The organism is Acinetobacter sp. YH12072, from assembly GCF_013419565.1.
Classification (GTDB): domain Bacteria; phylum Pseudomonadota; class Gammaproteobacteria; order Pseudomonadales; family Moraxellaceae; genus Acinetobacter.
In genome coordinates this window covers 20,622-41,137 of record NZ_VOZV01000004.1, presented here as the reverse complement: position 1 = coordinate 41,137, position 20,516 = coordinate 20,622, and the positions used below count along the sequence as shown (strand labels likewise).

Sequence of the window (20,516 nt, the reverse complement as noted above, 5' to 3'; positions counted from 1 at the left end):
AAAAAGCCTGCATCATGCGGGCTTTTTTATTTGGACAGATTCTTTATTTAAGAACCGAAATCATTTAATAATCACATTGTAGATAAAACGGATGATTAAACCTTATATTGAAACATTCTTGGTTGAGAAAGCTGTTCTCATTTAGGTAAGCGGATCGGCTTCAGAGTTTTTCAGCATGCGATAAATCTCGTCTTTCAGTTTTAGTTTTTTGCGTTTAATCGCATCGATATCATCATTGATATGATTGACTGGATCGAGTTCAAGCTGACTAATCTGTTTGTCCAATTTACTATGTTCCTCAAACAGTCGGGCAAAGTACGGATTTTCCTCACGTAATTGCACAATTAAATCACGGTATTCTGGGAACATATATTTGATCTTTTTATTGCAGTCTTTGGTTTTCATAGGGATATTTATCACTCAAAAAATAAAAGAAAAAAGCAAAATATGCCCTAGTCCGCATTGATCTAACTCATGCAGACCGGACATTAAAGGGCATTACTTGAAATGCAGATGTTTCACCTCACGACGTAATTCCTGCACTTCATCAATGAGATCCAGCATCATGGCAACGGCACTAAAGGAAGCATCAAAATCACGCTGCAAACGGTAAGCCCGTTGTGCTCGAGTAATATCTTCCCCGAGGAAGGTACCAGGATGCGTTTTAGAACGGTTCGGCAAAATTCCATGTTCAATGAGTTGCATCACCCATTCCGGACTTTGGCCACATGCTTCAGAAAAGTGGAACAAATCAAAGGTACGATCATCTATGATTTCAGAGGGGATATAACCGTTGGAAAAGTTTTCTCTATATTGAATTGTAGTCATAGCTCTACTCCTTAAACAGCCAGGCTTGAGACATTCAGAAAGGAAGGTCGTCCTGAAGTAGGGGAATGCCATAATATTTTATGGCCGCTGCGCTGTGCCCTAACGGTATGGGATGCTAGTTGAACCAGCACCCTGCCTAGAAGAGGAACTCCTATCCTGTGGAAATCCTGCTTGAACCTGAACAGCTCAGTCTGAGCAGGGAAACAAAGATCTAGGCGGGCATCTGTTTTTATAGTTTTATCTGTCATTTGCAAACCATCCGCTGTTTGCAACACACATTTACCCATACCTATCAATTGAGGAATACTTGTTGCATGGATACTCCGTTCCAGAGGTTCCAGAGTCCGTAGCAGATTGAATTGCAGCTGAAGATAGATCATTGTGTGAATAAAAAATAACCGTCTTCAATTCATTATTATGAGTTTGGGCTAAGGGAAACAGTTTTTATTTGTACTTAATTGTTTCAAATCATAACCATTAAGAAAGCCCCTGAAACAGGGGCATGGAAAACTGACAAAAATTAGTATTTTATCCAGGTAACACTGCGTCCGATAACCGAAACGCCTACGTAACCACGCAGGGTCAGGCGTTTGCCATTGGCGCTTAAACGTGCTTTACCTTTGTAAACTTTACCGCTGATTGGATCAAGTATCTTGCCATCATGGAATTCGTGAGGTTTTTTGGGGTCTGCCTTAAAATCCCAGATAAATGGCAAGCCAATAAATGGTTTATTCTTAAGCTGTCCTGGACATTTGCTACAGATTCCCAGTTTTTCTGCACCTGGCAGGCTACGGGTTTCTACGATAATTCCCTCATAGCTGCCATCTGGTTTTTTACGGATTTCGACATCAGCACGAGAATAACCGGATTGATCATCGATAGTCTTCCATTTCCCCAGTAGTGGATCTTCAAAAGCAAAGCTTAAACCTGCTGCTGTTGCCAATGTGATCCCCATCATTAAGCGACTTAAAATTTTCTTCATAACATGCCTGTTGATCAATGATTATTCGTATTAGATTTATTACTCTAATTTATTCATAAAATGTAACAAAATCAATAGCACAAAGTGTGATGAGATTGGCATAAGATTAATAGATTCATGTGAATTATCACATGACCTAAAATAAAAAAGCTCCTAAGGAGCTTTTCTTAATAATCTGAATTCGAAACTAGTTTTTAATCCAGGTCATATTGCGTCCGACCGGTGCACCTTCAGCACGACTATGAATGGTAAGATGCCTGCCATTATTTTTCAGGCGGGCACGGGCCTGATAAAGCTGTCCAGAAACCGGGTCGAGCAGAGTGCCGTTAATAAATTCATTGCTATGCTCGGGATGACTACTCAGTCCCTTAAGCATCGTCAGTCCAATGAGCGGCTGATCCTTCAATGCGCCTTTGCATAGGGTGCAAGTCTGCTGTCGAGCTGCCCCTGGAATCTCACGAACATGCACAATTTTGGCAATATAGTGATTCTGAGCATCCTTACTAATCACCACATCTGCCAGGGAATAACCAGTACGGTCATCAATGGTTTTCCAGTGGCCAAGTAATGGGTCACTGTTGGCGAAAGCAGATAGACTGATGGTGCTTGCTGCTGTAAGAATGATAGAACAAAGCAGTTTGAATCTCATTGCCACATTACCCCATGCTATTGAAAATATATTTAACTTCTTAAAGGCATAAAAAAATTATGGGATTAATATAGCGTGAAAAATCCACTAAATACCAGTCAATAATCACATTAAATTAAGAAAAATGAATATGAGTTAAAAATTACGTTCATTCAGCATGATGAGAATGAGTAAGTATTTACGTGATAAGGAATGGGATAAAGATAATGATTTTAAGCTGTCCAAGCCTTTGATCTGGCCAGACAGCTTGCAGATGAGAATTTATAAAAAATGAGATTTATTCGACTTTCACCCAGGATACTGTTCGTCCGAGCATGGGTGTACCTACATAGCCACGAAGCGTCAGCACATTACCTCGGGAATTCAGCGTTGCCTTACTTTTATAGATATTGCCGGTTAGTGGATCGAGAATTGAACCATTAACGAATTCATTTTTCTTTTCTGGATTTGGTTTTAGACCTGATAAGACAGATAGACCCAGAATAGGCACGTCTTTCAGTGCGCCTTTACATTTAGAACAGTGGGTATGTGCAGGACGATTTGGAATGGCATGGATACGAACAACTTTACCCTGATAAGTACCATTATTGAGTTTACTGATTTCAACATCAGCACGCGCATAGCCCGTTTTGTCATCAATGGCTTTCCATGTCCCCGTGATTTCGGCTGCATAGCTGAAGCTCTGCGCAGCACATAACATCACACCCATTAAATATCGAAATTTCATTTAAAATCTTCCACTTATTTTTTTTGATTTTTTTACTTTGAAAATACCGTTGATCTTCTGATTCTATCGGTGTGCAAATTTTAATCATGAGGCAAGCTTGAAATTAAGTACATTTGTCTTTTTTTTATGAGGAATTTTGGTCAATATTTTATGAAAATATAAAATGAAAAAAGCACTCAATATTGAGTGCTTTTTTTGAGTCGAGCAGGGGCTGTTATTAACTGAGGTGTTCACCAAACAGGCTCAAAGCTTCTTCAGCCGTAAAAATATAACGGCTATTACAGAACTGACAGTCCATCTCAATTGGATTCTGGAATTCTAAAGTTTCACGAACCGATTCTACACCAATCTGCTGTAAGGCAATCGCACAACGTTCTTTAGAACAGGTACAGCCAAACTGCAAATGTTCTACTTCTGGTAAGCGCACTTCTTCTTCGTTATATAAACGATAGAGAATTTCATTGGCCTCCAGAGTGACCAGTTCTTCTGTTTTTAATGTTTCAGTCAGCATGGTCAGACGTGGCCATAAGTCTTCATCGACACGGCGTTGTTCTTCTTCACTGTTACGCGGTAGCAATTGAATCAGCAAACCACCTGCACGGTTGTTGTCACTGGCCAGCACGATACGTGTCGGAATCTGGGCAGACAGGTCATAATATTGCATCAGACAGCCAGCCAGATTTTCCTGATCAAGCGGAACAATACCCTGATAACGTTCACCAAATTCAGGCTCGATATTGATAAACAGCACTGGATTAGTCAGTGATTTTAAAACTGTGCTGCTATCTTCTGCTGCCTGAAAGTGTGGATCTTCTTCGTAATCCGCCAGTGCACGTACTTCACCGCGATGGTTACATTCAGCCATTGCCCATTTAAATGTGCCTGAAGCCTGAATTTGTAGGCTGATACGCCCTTTAATTTTCAGGGTGCTGGCCAATAGTGCAGTGGCGCTCAGCATTTCACCTAACAGGATTTTTACTGCAGGCGCATAGTCACGCTGGGCCAAAATTGTTTGTAAAGCTTCTTCAAGATGCACCACTTCACCACGAACAGGGCTATCTTCAATAAAAAAGCGTTGGCGTAAATCAGACATAAAATTCTCCATAACCCTGCTTTAATGGTGGCATTATTGTAAAACACAAGTTATGCCAGATCATCTCTTATGGCATCAATTCCTGAAGCGTTGTTGTCCTGTTGCGTGTCCGTATCCTGTTCTGGTGCTTTTTTTAGCTGATCCTGAGCAAGAAGATGCTCCAGTTCTGCCAGTGTATTCCTTGAGCCTGCGAAATTAAACGGACTCTCCGTATCCGGATGAAATTGACGATTGAGCAGTTTCTGATCATGAGTATGAAACTCATGGATCTTTTGTTGCGCCTGTTCTTCAGACAGTCCGCTCAGCTGAACTAGCAGACACTGACTTAGTTCTAGTGCAGAAGCATAGGTTTCTCGCCAGATTTGTTCCACGCCCAGCTCCTGAAGTAAATGGACATGATGCCGGTTACGTGCCCGTACCCATAAAGACATGTCAGGATAATTTAAGCGCAGATGTCGGACGGTCAGCAGTGAATCTTCAATATCATCAATGGCGACAATCACATGCTGAACCGTATCCAGATGTGCCTGAGCTAAAGCCTCTGGCTCAGTCGCATTGGCCTGATAGAAGGTAATACCGTAAGAGGTCAGCAATTCAGTTGCTTCGATATTGCTGTCCATTACACTGAATTTTTGCTGCTGTTGCAGCAAAATACGGGCAATGATCTGGCCAAAACGGCCAAAACCGATTAATAAAATTGGTGTGGTATTTGGTGGAAGGCTTTCAATGTCAAAGGTCGCTGCCAAATGATTTTGCCGATCCAGTCGTGGCAGAATCTGGTTATGCAATAACCAGTAAAATGCCGGTGTGAGTAGCATGGATAAACTTGCCATCCACATCAATGGGGAGAGCAGGGTTGGAGTAACGATCTGCTGCGAAAGCGCAATGATGAGTGCCAGAAAAGCGAACTCACCACTTTGTGCCACACTGGCGGCCAGTAGCGTACTGTTGCGCCAACTATGCTGATAATAACGTGCCAATCCTAAGGTAATCGCAAATTTAATCAGGATCAGCGAAAGTGTTCCGGCAATAATCAATACGGGTTGCGTCAGCACATCGGCAAACTGCAATGACATGCCCAGACTGATAAAAGCCAACCCAATCAATAAACCGCTAAAAGGCTGCAGACTCTTTTCAATCGAAATCCGGAAATCAGAATCTGCCAGTAACATACCGGAAAATAATGCTGCCAGGTACAGATTCAGTCCCAGCGTATCCATCAGGACTAGTAAGCCCAAGAAAATGACAATGGTAACAATGCTATGCAATTCATGACGACCACTTTTGGCAATCCAGCGATAGAGCGGCTGCATGAAATAGCGGTTACATAGAAATAAGCCAGTAAAGGTAGCCATCATGGCAGCAAAATAAGCTATGCCATGTTCTGTTGAACTGACCCCAGCAAAAAGCGGAATCGCTGCAATGATAGGAATTGCAATCAGTGCATGAATCAGGGTGTTGGCATAAGCGGATTGACCATAACTGGTCGCCAGTTGTTGCTGATTATTTAAAAACTGGGTCACCAACGTCATGGCAGAGAGGCTGCCGGCCAGTCCGATGACAATGCTGGAAACCAGATGCTGATCGAGAAAGAACCAGGCCAGCAGGCTCAAAATCAGGGCCGTGCTCAGTACCTGTAAAATGGCCATAAACCACAGGGGTTGCCCAAGCTGAAGAATTCGTTGTGGTCTGAGTTGCAGACCAATCCAGAACATTAGGGCCAACAGGCTGATTTGAATAAAAGTCTGCATCACCTCAGGAGCAGAGATCAGCGCTAAGGCACTCGACCCAATGATTAAACCTGTCAGTAAATAGCCCAGCACTGTTGGCAGTCTGAGTTTATGGCTCAGTGGCACCATGAACAGTGCAATCGCCAGAACCAGCGCTATTTGTAACAGTATCGACATTTTTCCGCCTTAAATTTTATTTTCATCCAGTCTTAAAGTTGAGCCTTTATCAAATGAAGATGGTCTCAATATTTTAGCTGAGTTCTTGTGGATCGATATCCAGTGTCAGCTTCATATTGGATGGCTTATCCTGTAACAGGTTTTGCCACCAGCTACGGACATAATAATGCAAACGGGCACGGTCTGCGGACAATAGCACCATATGGGATTGATAGCGTCCGGCTTTGCGTTCCATCGGGGCAGGAATGGGACCCCAGATGTCCAGCACCAGATCGGGATATTGCCTGAGCAGGGCAGCATGTTTCTGTAAGAATTCGGTATTTTGTGCCTGATCTTTGGATTCACAGCGAATCAGCACGGCATAACGAAAAGGAGGCATCTGGGCGATTTGCCGTTCGGTCAAAGTCTGCTTGGCAAAAGCGCGGTAATTTTCAGTGACTAAGGTATTCAGCAGCGCATGATCAGGTCTTAGGGTCTGTAAATATACATCCCCTTTATGTTCCCCACGTCCTGCACGACCTGCGACCTGTACGATCAATTGTGCTGTACGTTCTGTGGCCCGGAAATCAACGCTAAGAAGACCAGAATCGATATCCAAAATTGCAACCAGCGTGACATAAGGAAAATGATGGCCTTTGGCGAGCATCTGCGTGCCGAGCAGAATCGCAGGCTCACTTTTCTGAATCTTGTCATAGATCTTTTGCCAACTACCGACCCGGCTGGTTGAGTCGCGATCGACCCGGATCACTTCAAAATCTGGAAAAAGCTCATTCAGATGTTCTTCAACTTTTCCAGTCCCCATGCCTAAAGTGGCCAACTCCTGATGCTGGCATTGCGGACACTGTTCAGGCATACGATGAATGGTGCCGCAATGATGACAATGCAGATGTTGATAAGGTTGCCGGTGCACAGTGAAATTGGCATCACAGTTCGGACACTGCGCCTGCCAGCCACAACTGCCACAAATCAGTACGGGCGCATAACCACGACGATTCAGGAAAATGAGTACCTGTTCTTTTTTAGCCAGGCGCTTTTTGATTTCTTCAATCAGATGCAGGCTGATGCCATGCTGCTTTGGCGCTACTTTTAAATCCAGAATATGGATTTTCGGCATTAGCGCTGTACCCGCGCGTTGATTCAGTTCCAGTACCTGCATTTTACCTTGCTGCACCAGTGCATAACTGTCAATGCTGGGTGTTGCCGAACCCAAGAGGACTGGACATTGCTGTAAATGTCCCCGGTACAATGCCACATCACGGGCATGATAGCGAAAGCCTTCCTGCTGTTTAAAAGACAGGTCATGCTCTTCATCCAGAATGATCAAACCCAGATTCGGCATCGGTGTATAAATCGCAGAACGGGTGCCAAGCACAATGGAAGCTTTACCGGTTTCAGCGGCTTGCCAGGCTTGTAAGCGTTTACTGTCATTCAGGCCAGAGTGAAGCAGGGCAATATGACAATGGAAACGGGACTGAAAGCGGCTAATCGTTTGTGGCGTCAGTCCGATTTCAGGTACTAGTACCAGTACCTGCTTGCCCTGTTTAAGTACTTGTTCCATGATCTGAAGATAGACTTCAGTTTTGCCGCTGCCAGTCAGGCCATCAAGTAAAAAGGCCTGATATTGCTTGCGGTATTTCAGCACTTGCTGAATCGCATGCTTTTGTTCCGGATTGGCCGTTAATGGCATCTGGGCCAGTTGTACAGGTTGCGGGCTAAAATCCTGTGCTTCCAGTACACATTCGCAAATCCCTTTTTTTTCGAGCGCTTTTAAAGTCGCTGTTTCTATTCCGGCCAGATTTAAGAGATTCTCAGTTGTTCCCACCGGATGTAGTTTTAGAATCCGATAGGCTTCCTGTTGCCTCTCGGAACGGCGAACCTTGGCTTCAGCCTCATGATCCAGCAATTTCCAGTTTCGGGCCAGCAGGTTATAAGGTTTGCCCTGACGCAATAAGGTCGGCAAGGCAGTCTGGATCACTTCCCCGATAGGAAACTGGTAATACTGTGCTGACCAGGTCAATACACTTAAAACCTGGGAATTGATAATGGCACGGTCATCTAAAAGCTCGGTAATTGCTTTCAGTTTGAAACTGGGATCAATCGGAGCATCTAGCGGTAATTTTTCAGTAATCACGCCGACCAGATTTTGCCGGCCAAAAGAAACCGCGACTCGGGCACCCACTTCTGCCTGCTGATATTGTTCCTGACTCAAGCTATAGTCAAAACAGTCAAACAGATGCACCGGCACTGCAACACGAACACGATAAATAGGGGCAGTAACGGGAACAGAATTTGGCATAGTAACAGAGTGGGTCCTGATGAAATTTCGTCGTGCTCAAAGTTCAGTTATGTTAGAGTGAGCAGATAATTTATATTGAAGAATATGAATGATTTTGATGGTCTGACGCAACAGCGTTAAGCAAAATTTTGGAAAATTAGAGCATTACAATGCCTGCATATCAGTTTACTGCGCTTGACGCTTCAGGGAAGCAGCAAAAAGGCGTGCTTGAGGGGGATTCAGCACGACAAATCCGGCAACAGCTTCGGGATCAGGCGCTGATTCCGGTCTCTGTAGATCCGGTTGAGAAAAAAGACCAGCACTACCGTCGCAAATGGTTTGAAAAAAGCATTACTGCTTATGATTTGGCTCTTATGACCCGACAACTCTCGGTACTGGTCGCTGCCGCAATTCCGCTGGAAGAAGCCATTCGCGCCGTCGGCAAGCAGAGCGAAAAAGTTCATGTGCAAAATCTGCTGATGTCAGTACGTTCTAAAGTGCTGGAAGGACATAGCTTGGCTCAGGCGCTACAACAGTCTGGACGTTTTCCAGAGCTGTATATTGCCACCATTGCGGCTGGTGAACGTTCTGGTCACTTGGACCTGATTCTGGATCAGTTAGCTGACTATACCGAAAACCGTTTTGCTATGCAGAAAAAGATTCAAGGGGCGATGATCTATCCGATTATTTTGCTCTTGATGTCTTTTGCAATTGTGATGGGCCTGATGACCTATGTAGTACCGGATATCGTCAAGACCTTTGATCAAAGTAAAGATGCCTTGCCTTGGATTACAGTGACTTTAATGAAAGCCAGCGATTTTATCCGGATCGCGTGGCCATTTTTATTGATAGGGAGTGCGGTAGGTATTTTTCTTCTGGTACGGTTTTTAAGAACAACGGCTGGGCATTATGCTTTTGATCGTCTGACTCTGAAACTACCTTTATTCGGAAAATTATCACGTGGCATTAATGCTGCCCGTTTTGCCAGTACTCTATCGATTCTGACTCAGTCTGGTGTGCCATTGGTGGATGCCTTACGCATCGGGGCAGCGGTAAGTAATAACTGGGTGATCCGGGATTCGGTTAATTTGGCTGCTGAAAAAGTCACTGAAGGCGGGAACCTGGCTACCCAGCTGGAACGTAGTGGTTATTTCCCCCCGATGATGGTACAAATGATCAAAAGTGGTGAAGCCTCGGGGGAGCTGGATCGTATGCTGGAACGGGCATCGACCATGCAGGATCGGGAAGTGACCACACTGATTTCGACATTACTTGCGCTTCTGGAGCCGCTGATGCTGGTACTCATGGCCAGTATTGTGCTGGTAATTGTGATCGCGGTGATGCTGCCAATCGTCAATATGAATAATATGATTTAAATAACATGTGTAACGTCTACGAAGAATTGAAAGTGCCTGAAACTTTCTAAAGATGAATGAGAGATATTGAATGAAAAGGAATCCAAATCAAGCCAAAGCCCCTTCAACTACAGCTGTTAAACCTACCGTACGTGTGAGCCAGTTACGTGCCCATCGTGCCTCAGGTTTTACCCTGATTGAAGTAATGGTGGTTATTGTTATTCTCGGTGTGCTTGCGGCCCTAATTGTTCCAAATGTAATGGGACGCGGTGAAAAGGCTAAAGTGGATACCACAGTCATCAAATTGCAAAGTATTGCGGGTTCACTGGATCAATATAAGCTGGACAATGGCAAATATCCAAGCATGCAGGAAGGTGGTCTGGATGCGCTGGTAAATCAGCCGGCAACAGCGAAGAACTGGCTCCCAGGCGGCTATGTGAAAGGTGGTTATCCAAAAGACAGCTGGGATAATGACCTGCAATACGTGATTCCGGGAACTAACGGCCGTGCCTTCGACTTGTATTCTTTTGGTGCTGATGGACAGGCGGGTGGCGAAGGAACTGATGCTGATATTTATTACCAACCTTAACTGATAATTATTATAAATTAGTAGGTTATTGAATATATCACTTCACTTGATTGATTGTTTCAATATTGGGTGAAGTGATAATAACTCTCAATCATAAAATATAATATAAATAACTGAATTTAATGCTATTACTATAATATTGATGATTTGATAGTTATAATAAGAATTATTCCCATATTTATCTATTACAATTATCGTAAAATGTGAATAAATATAGACTTTCTATTTACAAAAAATAGCTCATAATATTCTTAATGGCCCTTTTTTAGCCAAAGGAGAATGGTATGAAAGCATTAATATTGTCGGATGAAATAAACCAGTTTCATTGGTCGATGCTGAAATCTGTTCTTTTGGTTTTAAGCATTCTTCCAGCCAGCCAAGGAATTTTGCATTTATGGCAGACCACTGAAGGCAGCAGCCAGATTATGGTGGGTTTCTTTGCCATTAGCATGATGAGTACCTTATTCGTACTATGCTTCTGGTCAGCATTAAAAGCATCTGTCGTGCAGTTTAAACAAGAACAGGCTTCTGCATTTGAAAACGGTATTGTACAGATCTATCGTTATATTCCAATGTTGTCACTGGCGAGCATGTTATCTTATCTGGTGATCCAGTTTTAATAACATTCTTAATAAATATATAGATAAAAAACGAGGCATGAACCTCGGTTTTTTATCGCCCCTCTCTTTTTAAAAGAGGGGCTTTTGAGAGAACTATCTTCTAGACTTAAAGCTGATATCCACTTTACGTGGGCGGAAGCGCCAACCTAGTAATAAGAGCAATACGGAGAAAATCAGCACTGGCCAGTCGCTGAGTTTCATGTAGAGCGTTTCACCCTGCATGGCGGGTAGCTCACCGCGGAGTATAGCTTCTTTATCCATAGGTGCACGTTTCACAATATGGCCATTGTGGTCGATGAACGCAGTTACCCCAGTATTGGTAGCACGAATAAACCAGCGACCATTTTCCTTGGCCCGCATTTGTACCATCTGTAAATGTTGCTGTGGACCGGCAGTGCCAGTAAACCAAGCATCATTAGATACGGTCACCAGAAAATCGCTTTGGCTGGCATTACGACGAGTCAGGTTTGGATAAGCCACTTCATAGCAAATCGCTGCACCTAAAGGATGGTTTTTCACATTTAATGGTTTCTGGATATCCGCACCACGCGAGAAACCACTCACCGAAGGGTCGTTTTGCAGAGCTGGCAGTACCCAGCTGAGTGCGCCAGAAAGTGGAATATATTCCCCAAAAGGCACCAGACGCTGCTTCTTATACAAACCACTCGACTCATTACCGGTCGCCATGATGCTATTGTAATATTTTGGCGTGCCTGCTTCCTGTGACTCAGCCAGATCCCAGAACGGAATACCTGTGACCCAAGCTGTTCCAGATTTTTCTGCCTGAACTTTCATGGCATCCAAGAAAGGTTCGATGTCGGTCTGGAACATCGGAATCGAAGATTCTGGCCAGACAATTAGGTCACGTCCCCATTCAGTCTTGCTCAGATTGGCATAGATCAGCAGAGTTTTTACCTGATATTCAGTTAACCATTTCAGGTCCTGAGGAATATTGCCCTGGATCAGAGAAACGGTGAGCGGCTTTTCATTTTTTTCTTGCACGAAAGTCAGTTGTGCAGCACCCCAGGCACCCAATAACAAGAGTGCAGAAGGCACGATCCAGAAGACCCGTTTACTTAAGATTTCAACCAGCGCACAGGCCAGAACAATCACTACAAAGGACACCCCAAATACACCAAATAAAGGCGCATAGGCATCCAGATAAAGCTCAGTAAAAGCGTAACCTGCAAATAACCATGGGAAACCGGTAAATACCCAGGTTTTGGCCCATTCAAAGATCACCCAAAGTGGTGCGAAGGTAAGAGGTGTTTCTGGGAAAAATCGACGATAAATGAAAGTCTGAAGCGCAGTAAACAGTCCCATGACAATCGCCATGATCAGGATCATGATTACGCTCAGGAAAGAACTGGTATCGCCATACACATGAATAGAGGTATAGAGCCAGAATGCACCCACAAACCACAATCCAATCCCATAAGCCCAGCCAATGCCAAAGGCCTGTTTCGCACTACGACCACGGACGCAAGCATACAATAAAGCAGGAGACAGAATCGCCAGCCACCAGTAATGATAAGGTGCCAGTGCCAGGCTAAAAATAGCGCCGGCAAATAAGGCAATCAATACAGGATAAATTAAGGCTAGCTGCTTTTGCTGCTGGGCTGGATTTAATAGCTTATCGAAATATGCTCTCATTGGCGCACAGCTCGAATTAAACGAATAGAACGTGAATCTGCCTCAAGAATGGTAAATTGCCAGTTTTCCAGTTCAATCGTCTGACCTTCCAAATCATTTACCAGACCAATTTCTTGTAATAACAAACCGCCCATGGTTTCAACTTCATCATCGGAGAAATTGGCATCTAGCATATTGTTAAAATGCTCGATTGGCGTCAGCGCTTGTACTACCCAGGTATTGGCTGTCTTCGGGTCTTGATCCGGAACAATATATTGTGCTTCTTCATCCGCAATATCATGTTCGTCTTCAATTTCACCCACAATTTCTTCGAGAATATCTTCTAGGGTCACCAGACCTGAAGTTGTACCGTACTCATCAATCACTACCGCAATATGAGTCTGGGTATTTTTCAGCATACGTAGAACCTGATCCGAACGTGCACTTTCCGGCACAAACAGCGGCTGACGCATCAAGGCACGAATATCGACTTTGGAAGAAGGCTCGGTCAGGAAAGGAAGCAGATCTTTGGCCAGTAAAATACCAACTACATTATCCGGTTGATCCGATGAGAACACAGGGAATCGCGAATGCGCAGATTCAACTAAAACATGCAGAATTTCCAGAAGTTGGTCATCTTCCTGCAAGCTAATCATGGACGTTCTTGGCGTCATGACTTCACGAATTTTGGTGGCTGGCAGATCCAATACGCCTTCCAGCATTGCAACAGTATCGGGTTCTAAAAATCGACGTGAATCTTGTACTAATTTTAGCAGTTCGTCGCGAGTTTCGGGTGCAGTTCCCAGCCATTTACGTAAGCCGCGCATACCCCACGACGGGCCTGATTCCTCGTGCATGATCTTTCCTAAAGACTCTTAATATCTAAAAAAACGTGATTTTATCATACCGCAGAAAATACGCTTGTCTATTGTAATTATGCTGCGCAGACTTGATCGCGCGGGTCAGTATGGTTTTGTGAATTGGTTCAAAGCGCGGGCTGCAATGCGATAGCCACTTTATGCTAAAATAAGGCTGATCTTGAATTCCTGAGTCTGTCGATGTCTGAAGCCGAAATTACGCCAAGCCTGCAATTGAATACCCGTGGATTACGCTGCCCTGAGCCAGTCATGATGTTGCATCAAGCCATCCGTAAGTCTAAAGCTGGTGATGTAGTTGAAGTTTTTGCTACGGATAATTCGACCTCTTGGGATATTCCAAAATTTTGCATGCACCTCGGCCATGAACTGCTACTCCAAGAGGAGCGTCTGGATGAAAATGGCAATAAAGAGTTCCATTATCTGGTGAAAAAAGGCGGTTAAGAGATTTTTTGGGCAGATGAGTGATTCATTTGCCCATATTGTTGAAAGATTAAAATGAAAAGAAAGCTATTTTTTTTGAATACTTGATCTGCTTGAAGTTCCTGACTTTCAGAAAATAAAAATTTGATATTCAAGCCTCTTCCAGAATTACAGTGATGAATCGGAACCATGGCCAGACCAATGAATCTAGGCTGGATATAAATAATTCACTATAATGCCGCAAAAATATTTATAACAATTAAAAATGATAAAAAATCATATCGCTCAAGTATTAGAGCAATTGGGTCTTAGTGCACAGAAGCGTGCTTTGCTTGTTCAGTTTTCCCATCAAAAACTTAATTCTGAAGTTTTTCTGCAACGTATTGATGGCCAACATGTCCTGAATCAGGGACTAAAAATTGAGCTGATTTGTGTGTCGACTAATGCCTTGATTCCCCTTAAAGAATTTATTGGAATTCAAGTAGCGATAGATCAGGTCACGGATCAAGGACAGTTATTTCGCAGTTCCGGAATTATTACTGCAGCAACTCAGGGACAGAGTGATGGTGCATTAGTGCTTTATAAACTCACCCTGGAAGATGCAACGTCGCTATGGCATAAACGCCGTAATAGTCGTGTGTTCATGGACAAGAGTGTCCGAGAGATTACTGAAATCTTATTCAAAGAATGGCAGGGTAAGAGTCCATTATTTGCGGCTGCACTTAAGCTGGATTTATCCGGTTTGCAGCAAACTTATGATGTGTGTCCTTTTACTATGCAGTTGAATGAAAGCGACTATGACTTTTTAACCCGTTTATGGCGTAGTGAAGGGATTAACTGGCTGATTGATGAGTCTGAGCTTATAGTTGTACATTCATCTGCACAGATTGCAGCGCAAAAGCTTAGATTAGTTGATGATAATAGCCACTACCAAGCTTTAAGCCGCAGAGCGATCCGTTTCCATCGTTCCAGTGCTACTGAACAAGAAGATAGCATGACCAGTTTTATTGCAGAACGACAGTTGCAGCCGACCGCTGTACATATCCAGCGCTGGCATGCCGGTCGCTTGAATCAGGAAGAAGGCATAGGTTCAGTACAAAGCAAGCACCAGCAGAGTCAGGTTCAGGATAATGCCAGCCTGGCATTGGAACAAGGCTGGAACATCAGTCCGGCATGGATCACTGATCTCAGGCATGCAGATCAGGCAACTCTAGCCTCGGATGCACAAATCGAGAAAATAAACCAAAATTTGCAGCATTTCTATGATGCACAGGCCAAACAATTTTTAGCAACATCCACGGTACGTGATGCCCAAGTGGGTTACTGGTTTCGGCTGGATCAGCATCCTGAAATTGACCAGCATCCAGCAGTAGATAAAGAATTTTTAATCATCTCTAGGAAATTTTATAACCAAAATAATTTGCCTAAAGACTTAAATGAGCAGGTTCATGCTTTAATTCAGCAAAGCTGTTGGCAGATGACAGAATCCAAGGACGCAGGTGAGCGTCAGGCCAACCAGCTAGTCTTGCAACGTCGCCATATTCACTTGGTTCCTGAGTATCAACCTTTATTGCAGCGGCCACAGGCCTATCCGCAATGCGCCAAGGTAGTCGGGCCAGAAGATGAAGAAATTTATGTGGATGAATGGGGGCGGATCAAAATCCGTTTTCTGTTCACTCGTCCGGATGACCATGCTCACGATGGTGGCGCAGGCAGCAATGACAGTGATACAGATTCAGCCTGGGTAGATGTTCTGACCCCGTGGGCAGGTATAGGTTATGGGGTCCGTTTCTTGCCACGCATTGGTGAAATTGTGGTCGTCGACTTTTTTGATGGCAATATTGATCGGCCTTTTGTGGTAGGTCGGATTCATGAAGGCCAACGTTCTCCGACGAAGTTTGATCAAAAAGGACAACTACCAGATACCAAAAAACTCAGTGGTATTCGCTCGCAAGAAGTACAGGGGCAAGGCTTTAACCAGTTACGTTTTGATGATACGACTGGCCAGATCAGTATACAGTTACATAGTAGTCAAGCTGCCAGTCAGCTCAATCTGGGTAACTTAAGTTATTCAAAAGAACAGGCTGAAAATGAAGGACGGGGTGAAGGCTTTGAACTTAGAACTGACCAATGGGGTGCAGTCCGTGCAGGTAAAGGGTTATTGATTTCGGCTCATAAACAGCAAGCCGCAGACGGTTCACATATGGATGCTGAACCAGCGAAAAGCCAGCTTGAATCAGGCTTGCAGATGAGCCAGGCGCTAAGTGATGTTGCTAAAAACCAGCAAACTGATCCGCTTGAAATCTTTGAAAATTTAAAAAGCTTTATTGAGAAAATTGAACAGCAAGATCAAGACAAGGCAGCTGCCTTTAAACAGGCAATTATGATTCTGACAGCACCAAAATCCATTGCGCTGAGTACCCAGCAGGATATTCATTTGTCTGCGGAGGGTCAAATTAGCCACCAGTCAGCGGACAGTATTAATTTAAGTTCGCAGAAAAATATTATTGGGCATGCCTCTTCTAAAGTCAGTCTGTTTGCAGCCCAACAAGGCTTAAGAGCTTATGCCGCAAAAGGCAAAGTTGAACTACAGGCGCAAAATGATGGGATGGATATTATTGCACGCAAAGGTATCAAAACTATCTCCACTGAAGATCAGATCGAAATTACAGCAGCGAAGGAAATTGTTTTAACTGCGGGCGGTTCTCAAGTTGAGATCAGTAGTGCCGGAATTTTGCCGATGACGGGTGGTCAGTTTGAGATGAAGGCAGGGCAGCATCAATTTTTATCAGGAGAAAAGGTAATGCATGATATTCCCTATCTTCCTGCCTCACATAATAGTTCCTATATTTTAGAGTTCGATGTGCGACATAAAATAAACAATAAATTATTAGAAAGCTCTCCAATTTTTAGTCTTATTGATTCTAAGGGGAATGTACGAACAGGAGAGGTTCCCAAAGATGGAATTATTAGAATTACCTCAAAAAATAAGGAAGAAAAATATACGGTTATGGTGCATAAATATGATGCAGAGATATCGGAGTTAGAAGAATGACTTATACGGCTCGTTTAAAAGTATCCTGTGATAATAAAGACCTTTTATCAAAATTAAGCTATACCTTACTAAATACGACAACTCAAAAAAGTTATGGAGGAAAAATTGATCCGAATGGTTGTACCAAAATCTATAGTTGCAATAAATTAGATTTAATCTTTGTAGAGTTAATTTTAAATAATTCAAAAATTGCCAGAGTGCGTGTTCCCGCACTAGAAAATGGCGAATTTAATAAATCGATATATAAATTAAAATCAACTACAGGTACAACAAAACAAGCAGAATCAAATAAAGTACCTGTTAAAGTTAAAAATGAATTAGAAATAGCACTTGAAGCCTTACATGGTACAGCACTTTACTTTAGTAATAACTTTTTAGATCATGATAGCTCCTTAAGAATTGCTTATATGAAAGCAATTAAAAAAATGAGTCATGATTACTTAAAGGATGTTGAAAATGGAAGAATGACTGTAAAAGATGCTTCGAAAGAGGCTCATACATTAAGAAATGATATCTTAGAACAGACCAGGAAAAAGAATTCTCCAATCGCGTTAGCAGTATCACAAAAAGAAAAAATAGCGGCTAAAAGCTTAGATCAATTCTTAGAATATTATGCATTGAAATTAAAAGATCCTGATAAATGGAAAAGACTGAAAGATCAGTCAAGACAAACCTTAGATCATTATGTAAAAGCATCAACAGGTACAAGAAATTCATATTTTCAGGCGCTTTCAACAGCAGATAAAAATAAAGTTTTTTATAGTGTAGTTAAAGGATCAGGGGCATCCCATGGAACTTTTGATAAAGCAGCAAAGTATATGAAACCACTAGGCAGAGTAATTGTCGTTATTTCAATTTCCTATGCTTGGTATGAGATTTTTTCAGCTGAGAATAAAGAAAAGGAATTTTATAAAGAAGCCGCAACCATAGGCTCAGGAGTGGCAGCTGGCGCTGTGGGTGGTGCTATTGCAGGAGGAATTTGTGGCCCCGGGTCTCCCATATGTTCAACAGTAGGTGTAATAATTGGCGGTCTAGCGGGAGGGTATGGAGCATATAAATTAGTTGAAGCTTATGATGAAGAGTTGGAAGCTTTTACAGAATGGACTTTATTTTAATTCCAGTAGGTAGCCTGTATGTTTAAGTTTTTAAAAAGGTTAGTAAGAAAAGAAGCTAATAAAAATTTAGATACGAGTAATTATAAAACTAAAATTAAAAATTTTAGCTTAGAGCATGATCAGATTGTGGGCGTAAATATAGATGATGTAATAATAAAAATACCTTATATAGACATAGTAAGGATATCTATTATGGTTTATGGGGAAGATTTACTCCCTCAACCAATCTGGACTGTGCAAACAATAAAAGACATTATTGATATACCGAATGAATTAAATAATACTGATAAATTATTTTTTGAGGTTCTTAATAAAAAATTAGATGGTTACAACTCAATTCAAACCCAAGAAGAAATATTAAAAGCTATGAATTGTACCCATAACAGCCTATTCCATATTTGGCAGCGCCATGATGCAGATAAAATATTTAAATCTATTAAATACTAATTTTTTCTTGTACAAAAAAATTAAATGATGCGTATTTCATAATCTTATAAATATAAAAAAGCCTCTAAAATAATTAATTATTTTAGAGGCTTATGCAAGCTAATTAAGCATTACATATTAGGGTAGTTCGGACCACCGCCACCTTCCGGTGTTACCCAGGTGATATTCTGGGAAGGATCTTTGATGTCACAGGTCTTGCAGTGCACACAGTTCGCTGCATTGATCTGGAAGCGTTTTGAACCGTCATCATTTTCCATTATTTCATACACACCCGCCGGGCAGTAGCGCTGTGCAGGCTCATCCCATTTCGGCAGGTTCACATCTACTGGAATCGAAGCATCGGTCAGTTTTAAATGCGCTGGCTGGTTTTCTTCATGCACCGTATTCGATACAAACACAGAAGACAGGCGGTCAAAGGTTAGCTTGCCATCCGGTTTTGGATAGTTCGGCTTGAAGTTCACGGCATCGACTGTTTTCAGAGTTTTAAAGTCTGGCACTAGGTCATGCAGGGTGAATGGAACTTTAAACACGTTCTGGTCGATGAAGTTAAATGCTCCACCCATCCATTGACCAAACTTGTGCATTGCCGGGCCAAAGTTACGTGCGCTATATAGCTCTTCTTTCAGCCAGCTGTTGTTGAACTTGTCTGTATAAGATGTGAGTTCTTTCACGAAGAAGTCTTCGCCTTCGGTCACACGTGCAATCGCCAGATCACCGCCTTTTTCTACCCCGGCAGCAATCGCTTCAAAGACTGCTTCACCACACAACATGCCTGATTTCATGGCAGTGTGTGAGCCTTTGATCTTGGCAAAGTTCAGGAAGCCTGCATCATCACCGATTAAAGAACCACCCGGGAAGGTGAATTTCGGCAGGGAGTTAAAACCACCTTTGGTCACGGCACGCGCACCATAAGAAATACGTTTACCACCTTCCAGATACTGTTTGATCAGTGGATGGGTTTTCCAGCGCTGCATTTCCATGAATGGATACATGTGTGGATTTTCATAAGAAAGATCCACGATCATGCCTAATGTCACCTGGTTATTTTCAGCGTGGTATAACCACCAGCCACCTGAAGAACCGGTTTCAGATAAAGGCCAGCCTGCACCGTGCATTACCAGACCTGGTTTGTGTTTCGCTGGATCAATTTCCCAGAGTTCTTTAATCCCGATACCGTAGTGCTGCGGATCAGCATCTTTGTCCAGGTTGAATTTCTGGATCAGACGTTTACCTAAATGACCGCGACAGCCTTCTGCAAAGATGGTGTATTTGGCATGCAGCTCATAACCCGGCGCAAAGTTATGCGTCGGTTCGCCATCTTTACCAATACCCATGTCACCGGTTTGGATACCTTTCACCGTACCATCTTCATGATACAGAATTTCAGAAGCAGCAAAGCCCGGGAAGATCGATACTTCCAGCTCTTCGGCTTTCTGGCCTAACCAGCGCACCACGTTACCCAGTGAGATCACGTAGTTACCATCGTTATGCATAGTTTTAGGCACCATCCAGTGCGGTGCTTCTTGTGATTTTTCATCTGAAAGAAGGAAGAAAGTTTTGTCTTCTGTCACTGGCACATTTAAAGGTGCACCTTCTTCTTTCCAGTTCGGGAATAGTTCGTTCATGGCACGTGGTTCAAGCACAGCACCCGAAAGAATATGTGCACCGACTTCGGAGCCTTTTTCTACGACACAAACGGACAGATCATTTAAATTGTTTTCAATTGCAAGTTGACGGATCTTGATTGCAGCAGACAGGCCGGCAGGACCCGCACCTACGATCACAACGTCAAACTCCATCGATTCACGTTCGATGTGTTCCATGTAGGACTCCTCATATTTCTATTCGGTGGCAACCATAATCGGATGATTGGGTGCTGCCATGAGTGTTCTGAATTCCTAGACACAAAAATAGTAGTGTCTTTAAGCATCTGGGCTAGTATAG

The 20,516-nt window shown here is 42.9% G+C and carries 18 protein-coding genes; 7 read left to right on the top strand and 11 right to left on the bottom strand.

The annotated features are described in order from the left end of the window. Nucleotides 1–141 precede the first annotated feature (141 nt). From FTU19_RS03005 to FTU19_RS02970, 8 genes are all read right to left on the bottom strand, one after another. Nucleotides 142–405: a YdcH family protein gene (locus FTU19_RS03005; protein ID WP_180025239.1), complete on the bottom strand. Its 264-nt coding sequence runs from the start codon at nucleotides 403–405 to the stop codon at nucleotides 142–144. Between the two features lie 93 nt (nucleotides 406–498). Continuing rightward, nucleotides 499–828 (bottom strand): chaperone modulator CbpM, encoded by a 330-nt coding sequence (locus FTU19_RS03000; protein WP_180025240.1) that lies wholly within the window; start codon nucleotides 826–828, stop codon nucleotides 499–501. A 520-nt stretch (nucleotides 829–1,348) separates the two neighbouring features. After that, complete coding sequence (locus tag FTU19_RS02995) at nucleotides 1,349–1,810, bottom strand: DUF2147 domain-containing protein (protein WP_180025241.1); 462 nt, start codon at nucleotides 1,808–1,810, stop codon at nucleotides 1,349–1,351. Nucleotides 1,811–1,997: 187 nt separating this feature from the next. After that, a complete protein-coding gene (locus tag FTU19_RS02990) occupies nucleotides 1,998–2,459 on the bottom strand; it encodes a DUF2147 domain-containing protein (RefSeq protein WP_180025242.1) in 462 nt (153 codons plus the stop codon). 277 nt (nucleotides 2,460–2,736) lie between these two features. Next, nucleotides 2,737–3,186 carry a DUF2147 domain-containing protein gene (locus FTU19_RS02985; protein WP_180025243.1) on the bottom strand — a complete coding sequence of 150 codons (450 nt, stop codon included), beginning with the start codon at nucleotides 3,184–3,186 and terminating at the stop codon, nucleotides 2,737–2,739. 217 nt (nucleotides 3,187–3,403) lie between these two features. Further along, a complete protein-coding gene (hslO, locus tag FTU19_RS02980; RefSeq protein ID WP_004781734.1) occupies nucleotides 3,404–4,279 on the bottom strand; it encodes an Hsp33 family molecular chaperone HslO in 876 nt (291 codons plus the stop codon). Nucleotides 4,280–4,329: 50 nt separating this feature from the next. Beyond that, nucleotides 4,330–6,186, bottom strand: coding sequence for a cation:proton antiporter (locus FTU19_RS02975; protein WP_180018221.1), 1,857 nt, complete (start codon nucleotides 6,184–6,186; stop codon nucleotides 4,330–4,332). A 73-nt stretch (nucleotides 6,187–6,259) separates the two neighbouring features. After that, nucleotides 6,260–8,482, bottom strand: coding sequence for a primosomal protein N' (locus tag FTU19_RS02970; protein WP_180018224.1), 2,223 nt, complete (start codon nucleotides 8,480–8,482; stop codon nucleotides 6,260–6,262). 149 nt (nucleotides 8,483–8,631) lie between these two features. Between FTU19_RS02970 and gspF the strand changes: the two genes are divergently transcribed. From gspF to FTU19_RS02955, 3 genes are all read left to right on the top strand, one after another. Continuing rightward, complete coding sequence (gspF, locus tag FTU19_RS02965) at nucleotides 8,632–9,837, top strand: type II secretion system inner membrane protein GspF (RefSeq protein ID WP_034705070.1); 1,206 nt, start codon at nucleotides 8,632–8,634, stop codon at nucleotides 9,835–9,837. 70 nt (nucleotides 9,838–9,907) lie between these two features. After that, a complete protein-coding gene (gspG, locus tag FTU19_RS02960) occupies nucleotides 9,908–10,405 on the top strand; it encodes a type II secretion system major pseudopilin GspG (protein ID WP_218945565.1) in 498 nt (165 codons plus the stop codon). 284 nt (nucleotides 10,406–10,689) lie between these two features. Then, on the top strand, nucleotides 10,690–11,025 hold the full coding sequence (locus FTU19_RS02955; RefSeq protein ID WP_034705833.1) for a hypothetical protein: 336 nt from the start codon (nucleotides 10,690–10,692) through the stop codon (nucleotides 11,023–11,025). Between the two features lie 93 nt (nucleotides 11,026–11,118). Here FTU19_RS02955 and lnt read toward each other — a convergent pair whose 3' ends face one another. Then, entirely contained in the window at nucleotides 11,119–12,678 is a 1,560-nt protein-coding gene (lnt, locus tag FTU19_RS02950) for an apolipoprotein N-acyltransferase (RefSeq protein WP_159123415.1), read from the bottom strand. Then, on the bottom strand, nucleotides 12,675–13,514 hold the full coding sequence (locus FTU19_RS02945) for an HlyC/CorC family transporter (RefSeq protein WP_004781742.1): 840 nt from the start codon (nucleotides 13,512–13,514) through the stop codon (nucleotides 12,675–12,677). The genes lnt and FTU19_RS02945 overlap by 4 nt, the downstream gene beginning before the upstream one ends. Nucleotides 13,515–13,715: 201 nt before the next feature. Between FTU19_RS02945 and tusA the strand changes: the two genes are divergently transcribed. The 4 genes from tusA to FTU19_RS02925 all read left to right on the top strand — a co-directional run bounded on the left by tusA (nucleotide 13,716) and on the right by FTU19_RS02925 (nucleotide 18,572). Then, entirely contained in the window at nucleotides 13,716–13,976 is a 261-nt protein-coding gene (gene tusA, locus FTU19_RS02940; protein ID WP_004781744.1) for a sulfurtransferase TusA, read from the top strand. Between the two features lie 244 nt (nucleotides 13,977–14,220). Next, a complete protein-coding gene (locus tag FTU19_RS02935; protein WP_180025244.1) occupies nucleotides 14,221–17,010 on the top strand; it encodes a type VI secretion system Vgr family protein in 2,790 nt (929 codons plus the stop codon). Next, the gene (locus FTU19_RS02930) at nucleotides 17,007–18,125 is read left to right on the top strand and encodes a hypothetical protein (protein WP_179991989.1); all 1,119 of its coding nucleotides are present in this window, start codon (nucleotides 17,007–17,009) and stop codon (nucleotides 18,123–18,125) included. The genes FTU19_RS02935 and FTU19_RS02930 overlap by 4 nt, the downstream gene beginning before the upstream one ends. An 18-nt stretch (nucleotides 18,126–18,143) precedes the next feature. Further along, nucleotides 18,144–18,572, top strand: a complete 429-nt coding sequence (locus tag FTU19_RS02925; protein WP_166134832.1) for a hypothetical protein — start codon at nucleotides 18,144–18,146, stop codon at nucleotides 18,570–18,572. A 110-nt stretch (nucleotides 18,573–18,682) separates the two neighbouring features. On the opposite strand, the gene FTU19_RS02920 is transcribed toward FTU19_RS02925, so the two are convergent. Further along, entirely contained in the window at nucleotides 18,683–20,395 is a 1,713-nt protein-coding gene (locus FTU19_RS02920) for an electron transfer flavoprotein-ubiquinone oxidoreductase (protein WP_005232462.1), read from the bottom strand. Nucleotides 20,396–20,516: the final 121 nt, after the last annotated feature.

What these genes read in the sequence shown, in the direction of transcription:
- FTU19_RS02955 (WP_034705833.1), top strand. Translation starts at nt 10,690, where the DNA reads ATGAAAGCATTAATATTGTCGGATGAAATAAACCAGTTTCATTGGTCG.
- FTU19_RS02985 (WP_180025243.1), bottom strand. Translation starts at nt 3,186, where the DNA reads ATGAAATTTCGATATTTAATGGGTGTGATGTTATGTGCTGCGCAGAGC.
- FTU19_RS02990 (WP_180025242.1), bottom strand. Translation starts at nt 2,459, where the DNA reads ATGAGATTCAAACTGCTTTGTTCTATCATTCTTACAGCAGCAAGCACC.
- FTU19_RS03005 (WP_180025239.1), bottom strand. Translation starts at nt 405, where the DNA reads ATGAAAACCAAAGACTGCAATAAAAAGATCAAATATATGTTCCCAGAA.
- FTU19_RS02925 (WP_166134832.1), top strand. Translation starts at nt 18,144, where the DNA reads ATGTTTAAGTTTTTAAAAAGGTTAGTAAGAAAAGAAGCTAATAAAAAT.
- FTU19_RS03000 (WP_180025240.1), bottom strand. Translation starts at nt 828, where the DNA reads ATGACTACAATTCAATATAGAGAAAACTTTTCCAACGGTTATATCCCC.
- FTU19_RS02945 (WP_004781742.1), bottom strand. Translation starts at nt 13,514, where the DNA reads ATGCACGAGGAATCAGGCCCGTCGTGGGGTATGCGCGGCTTACGTAAA.
- tusA (WP_004781744.1), top strand. Translation starts at nt 13,716, where the DNA reads ATGTCTGAAGCCGAAATTACGCCAAGCCTGCAATTGAATACCCGTGGA.
- FTU19_RS02995 (WP_180025241.1), bottom strand. Translation starts at nt 1,810, where the DNA reads ATGAAGAAAATTTTAAGTCGCTTAATGATGGGGATCACATTGGCAACA.
- FTU19_RS02930 (WP_179991989.1), top strand. Translation starts at nt 17,007, where the DNA reads ATGACTTATACGGCTCGTTTAAAAGTATCCTGTGATAATAAAGACCTT.
- gspG (WP_218945565.1), top strand. Translation starts at nt 9,908, where the DNA reads ATGAAAAGGAATCCAAATCAAGCCAAAGCCCCTTCAACTACAGCTGTT.
- FTU19_RS02975 (WP_180018221.1), bottom strand. Translation starts at nt 6,186, where the DNA reads ATGTCGATACTGTTACAAATAGCGCTGGTTCTGGCGATTGCACTGTTC.
- FTU19_RS02920 (WP_005232462.1), bottom strand. Translation starts at nt 20,395, where the DNA reads ATGGAACACATCGAACGTGAATCGATGGAGTTTGACGTTGTGATCGTA.
- lnt (WP_159123415.1), bottom strand. Translation starts at nt 12,678, where the DNA reads ATGAGAGCATATTTCGATAAGCTATTAAATCCAGCCCAGCAGCAAAAG.
- FTU19_RS02970 (WP_180018224.1), bottom strand. Translation starts at nt 8,482, where the DNA reads ATGCCAAATTCTGTTCCCGTTACTGCCCCTATTTATCGTGTTCGTGTT.
- gspF (WP_034705070.1), top strand. Translation starts at nt 8,632, where the DNA reads ATGCCTGCATATCAGTTTACTGCGCTTGACGCTTCAGGGAAGCAGCAA.
- hslO (WP_004781734.1), bottom strand. Translation starts at nt 4,279, where the DNA reads ATGTCTGATTTACGCCAACGCTTTTTTATTGAAGATAGCCCTGTTCGT.
- FTU19_RS02935 (WP_180025244.1), top strand. Translation starts at nt 14,221, where the DNA reads ATGATAAAAAATCATATCGCTCAAGTATTAGAGCAATTGGGTCTTAGT.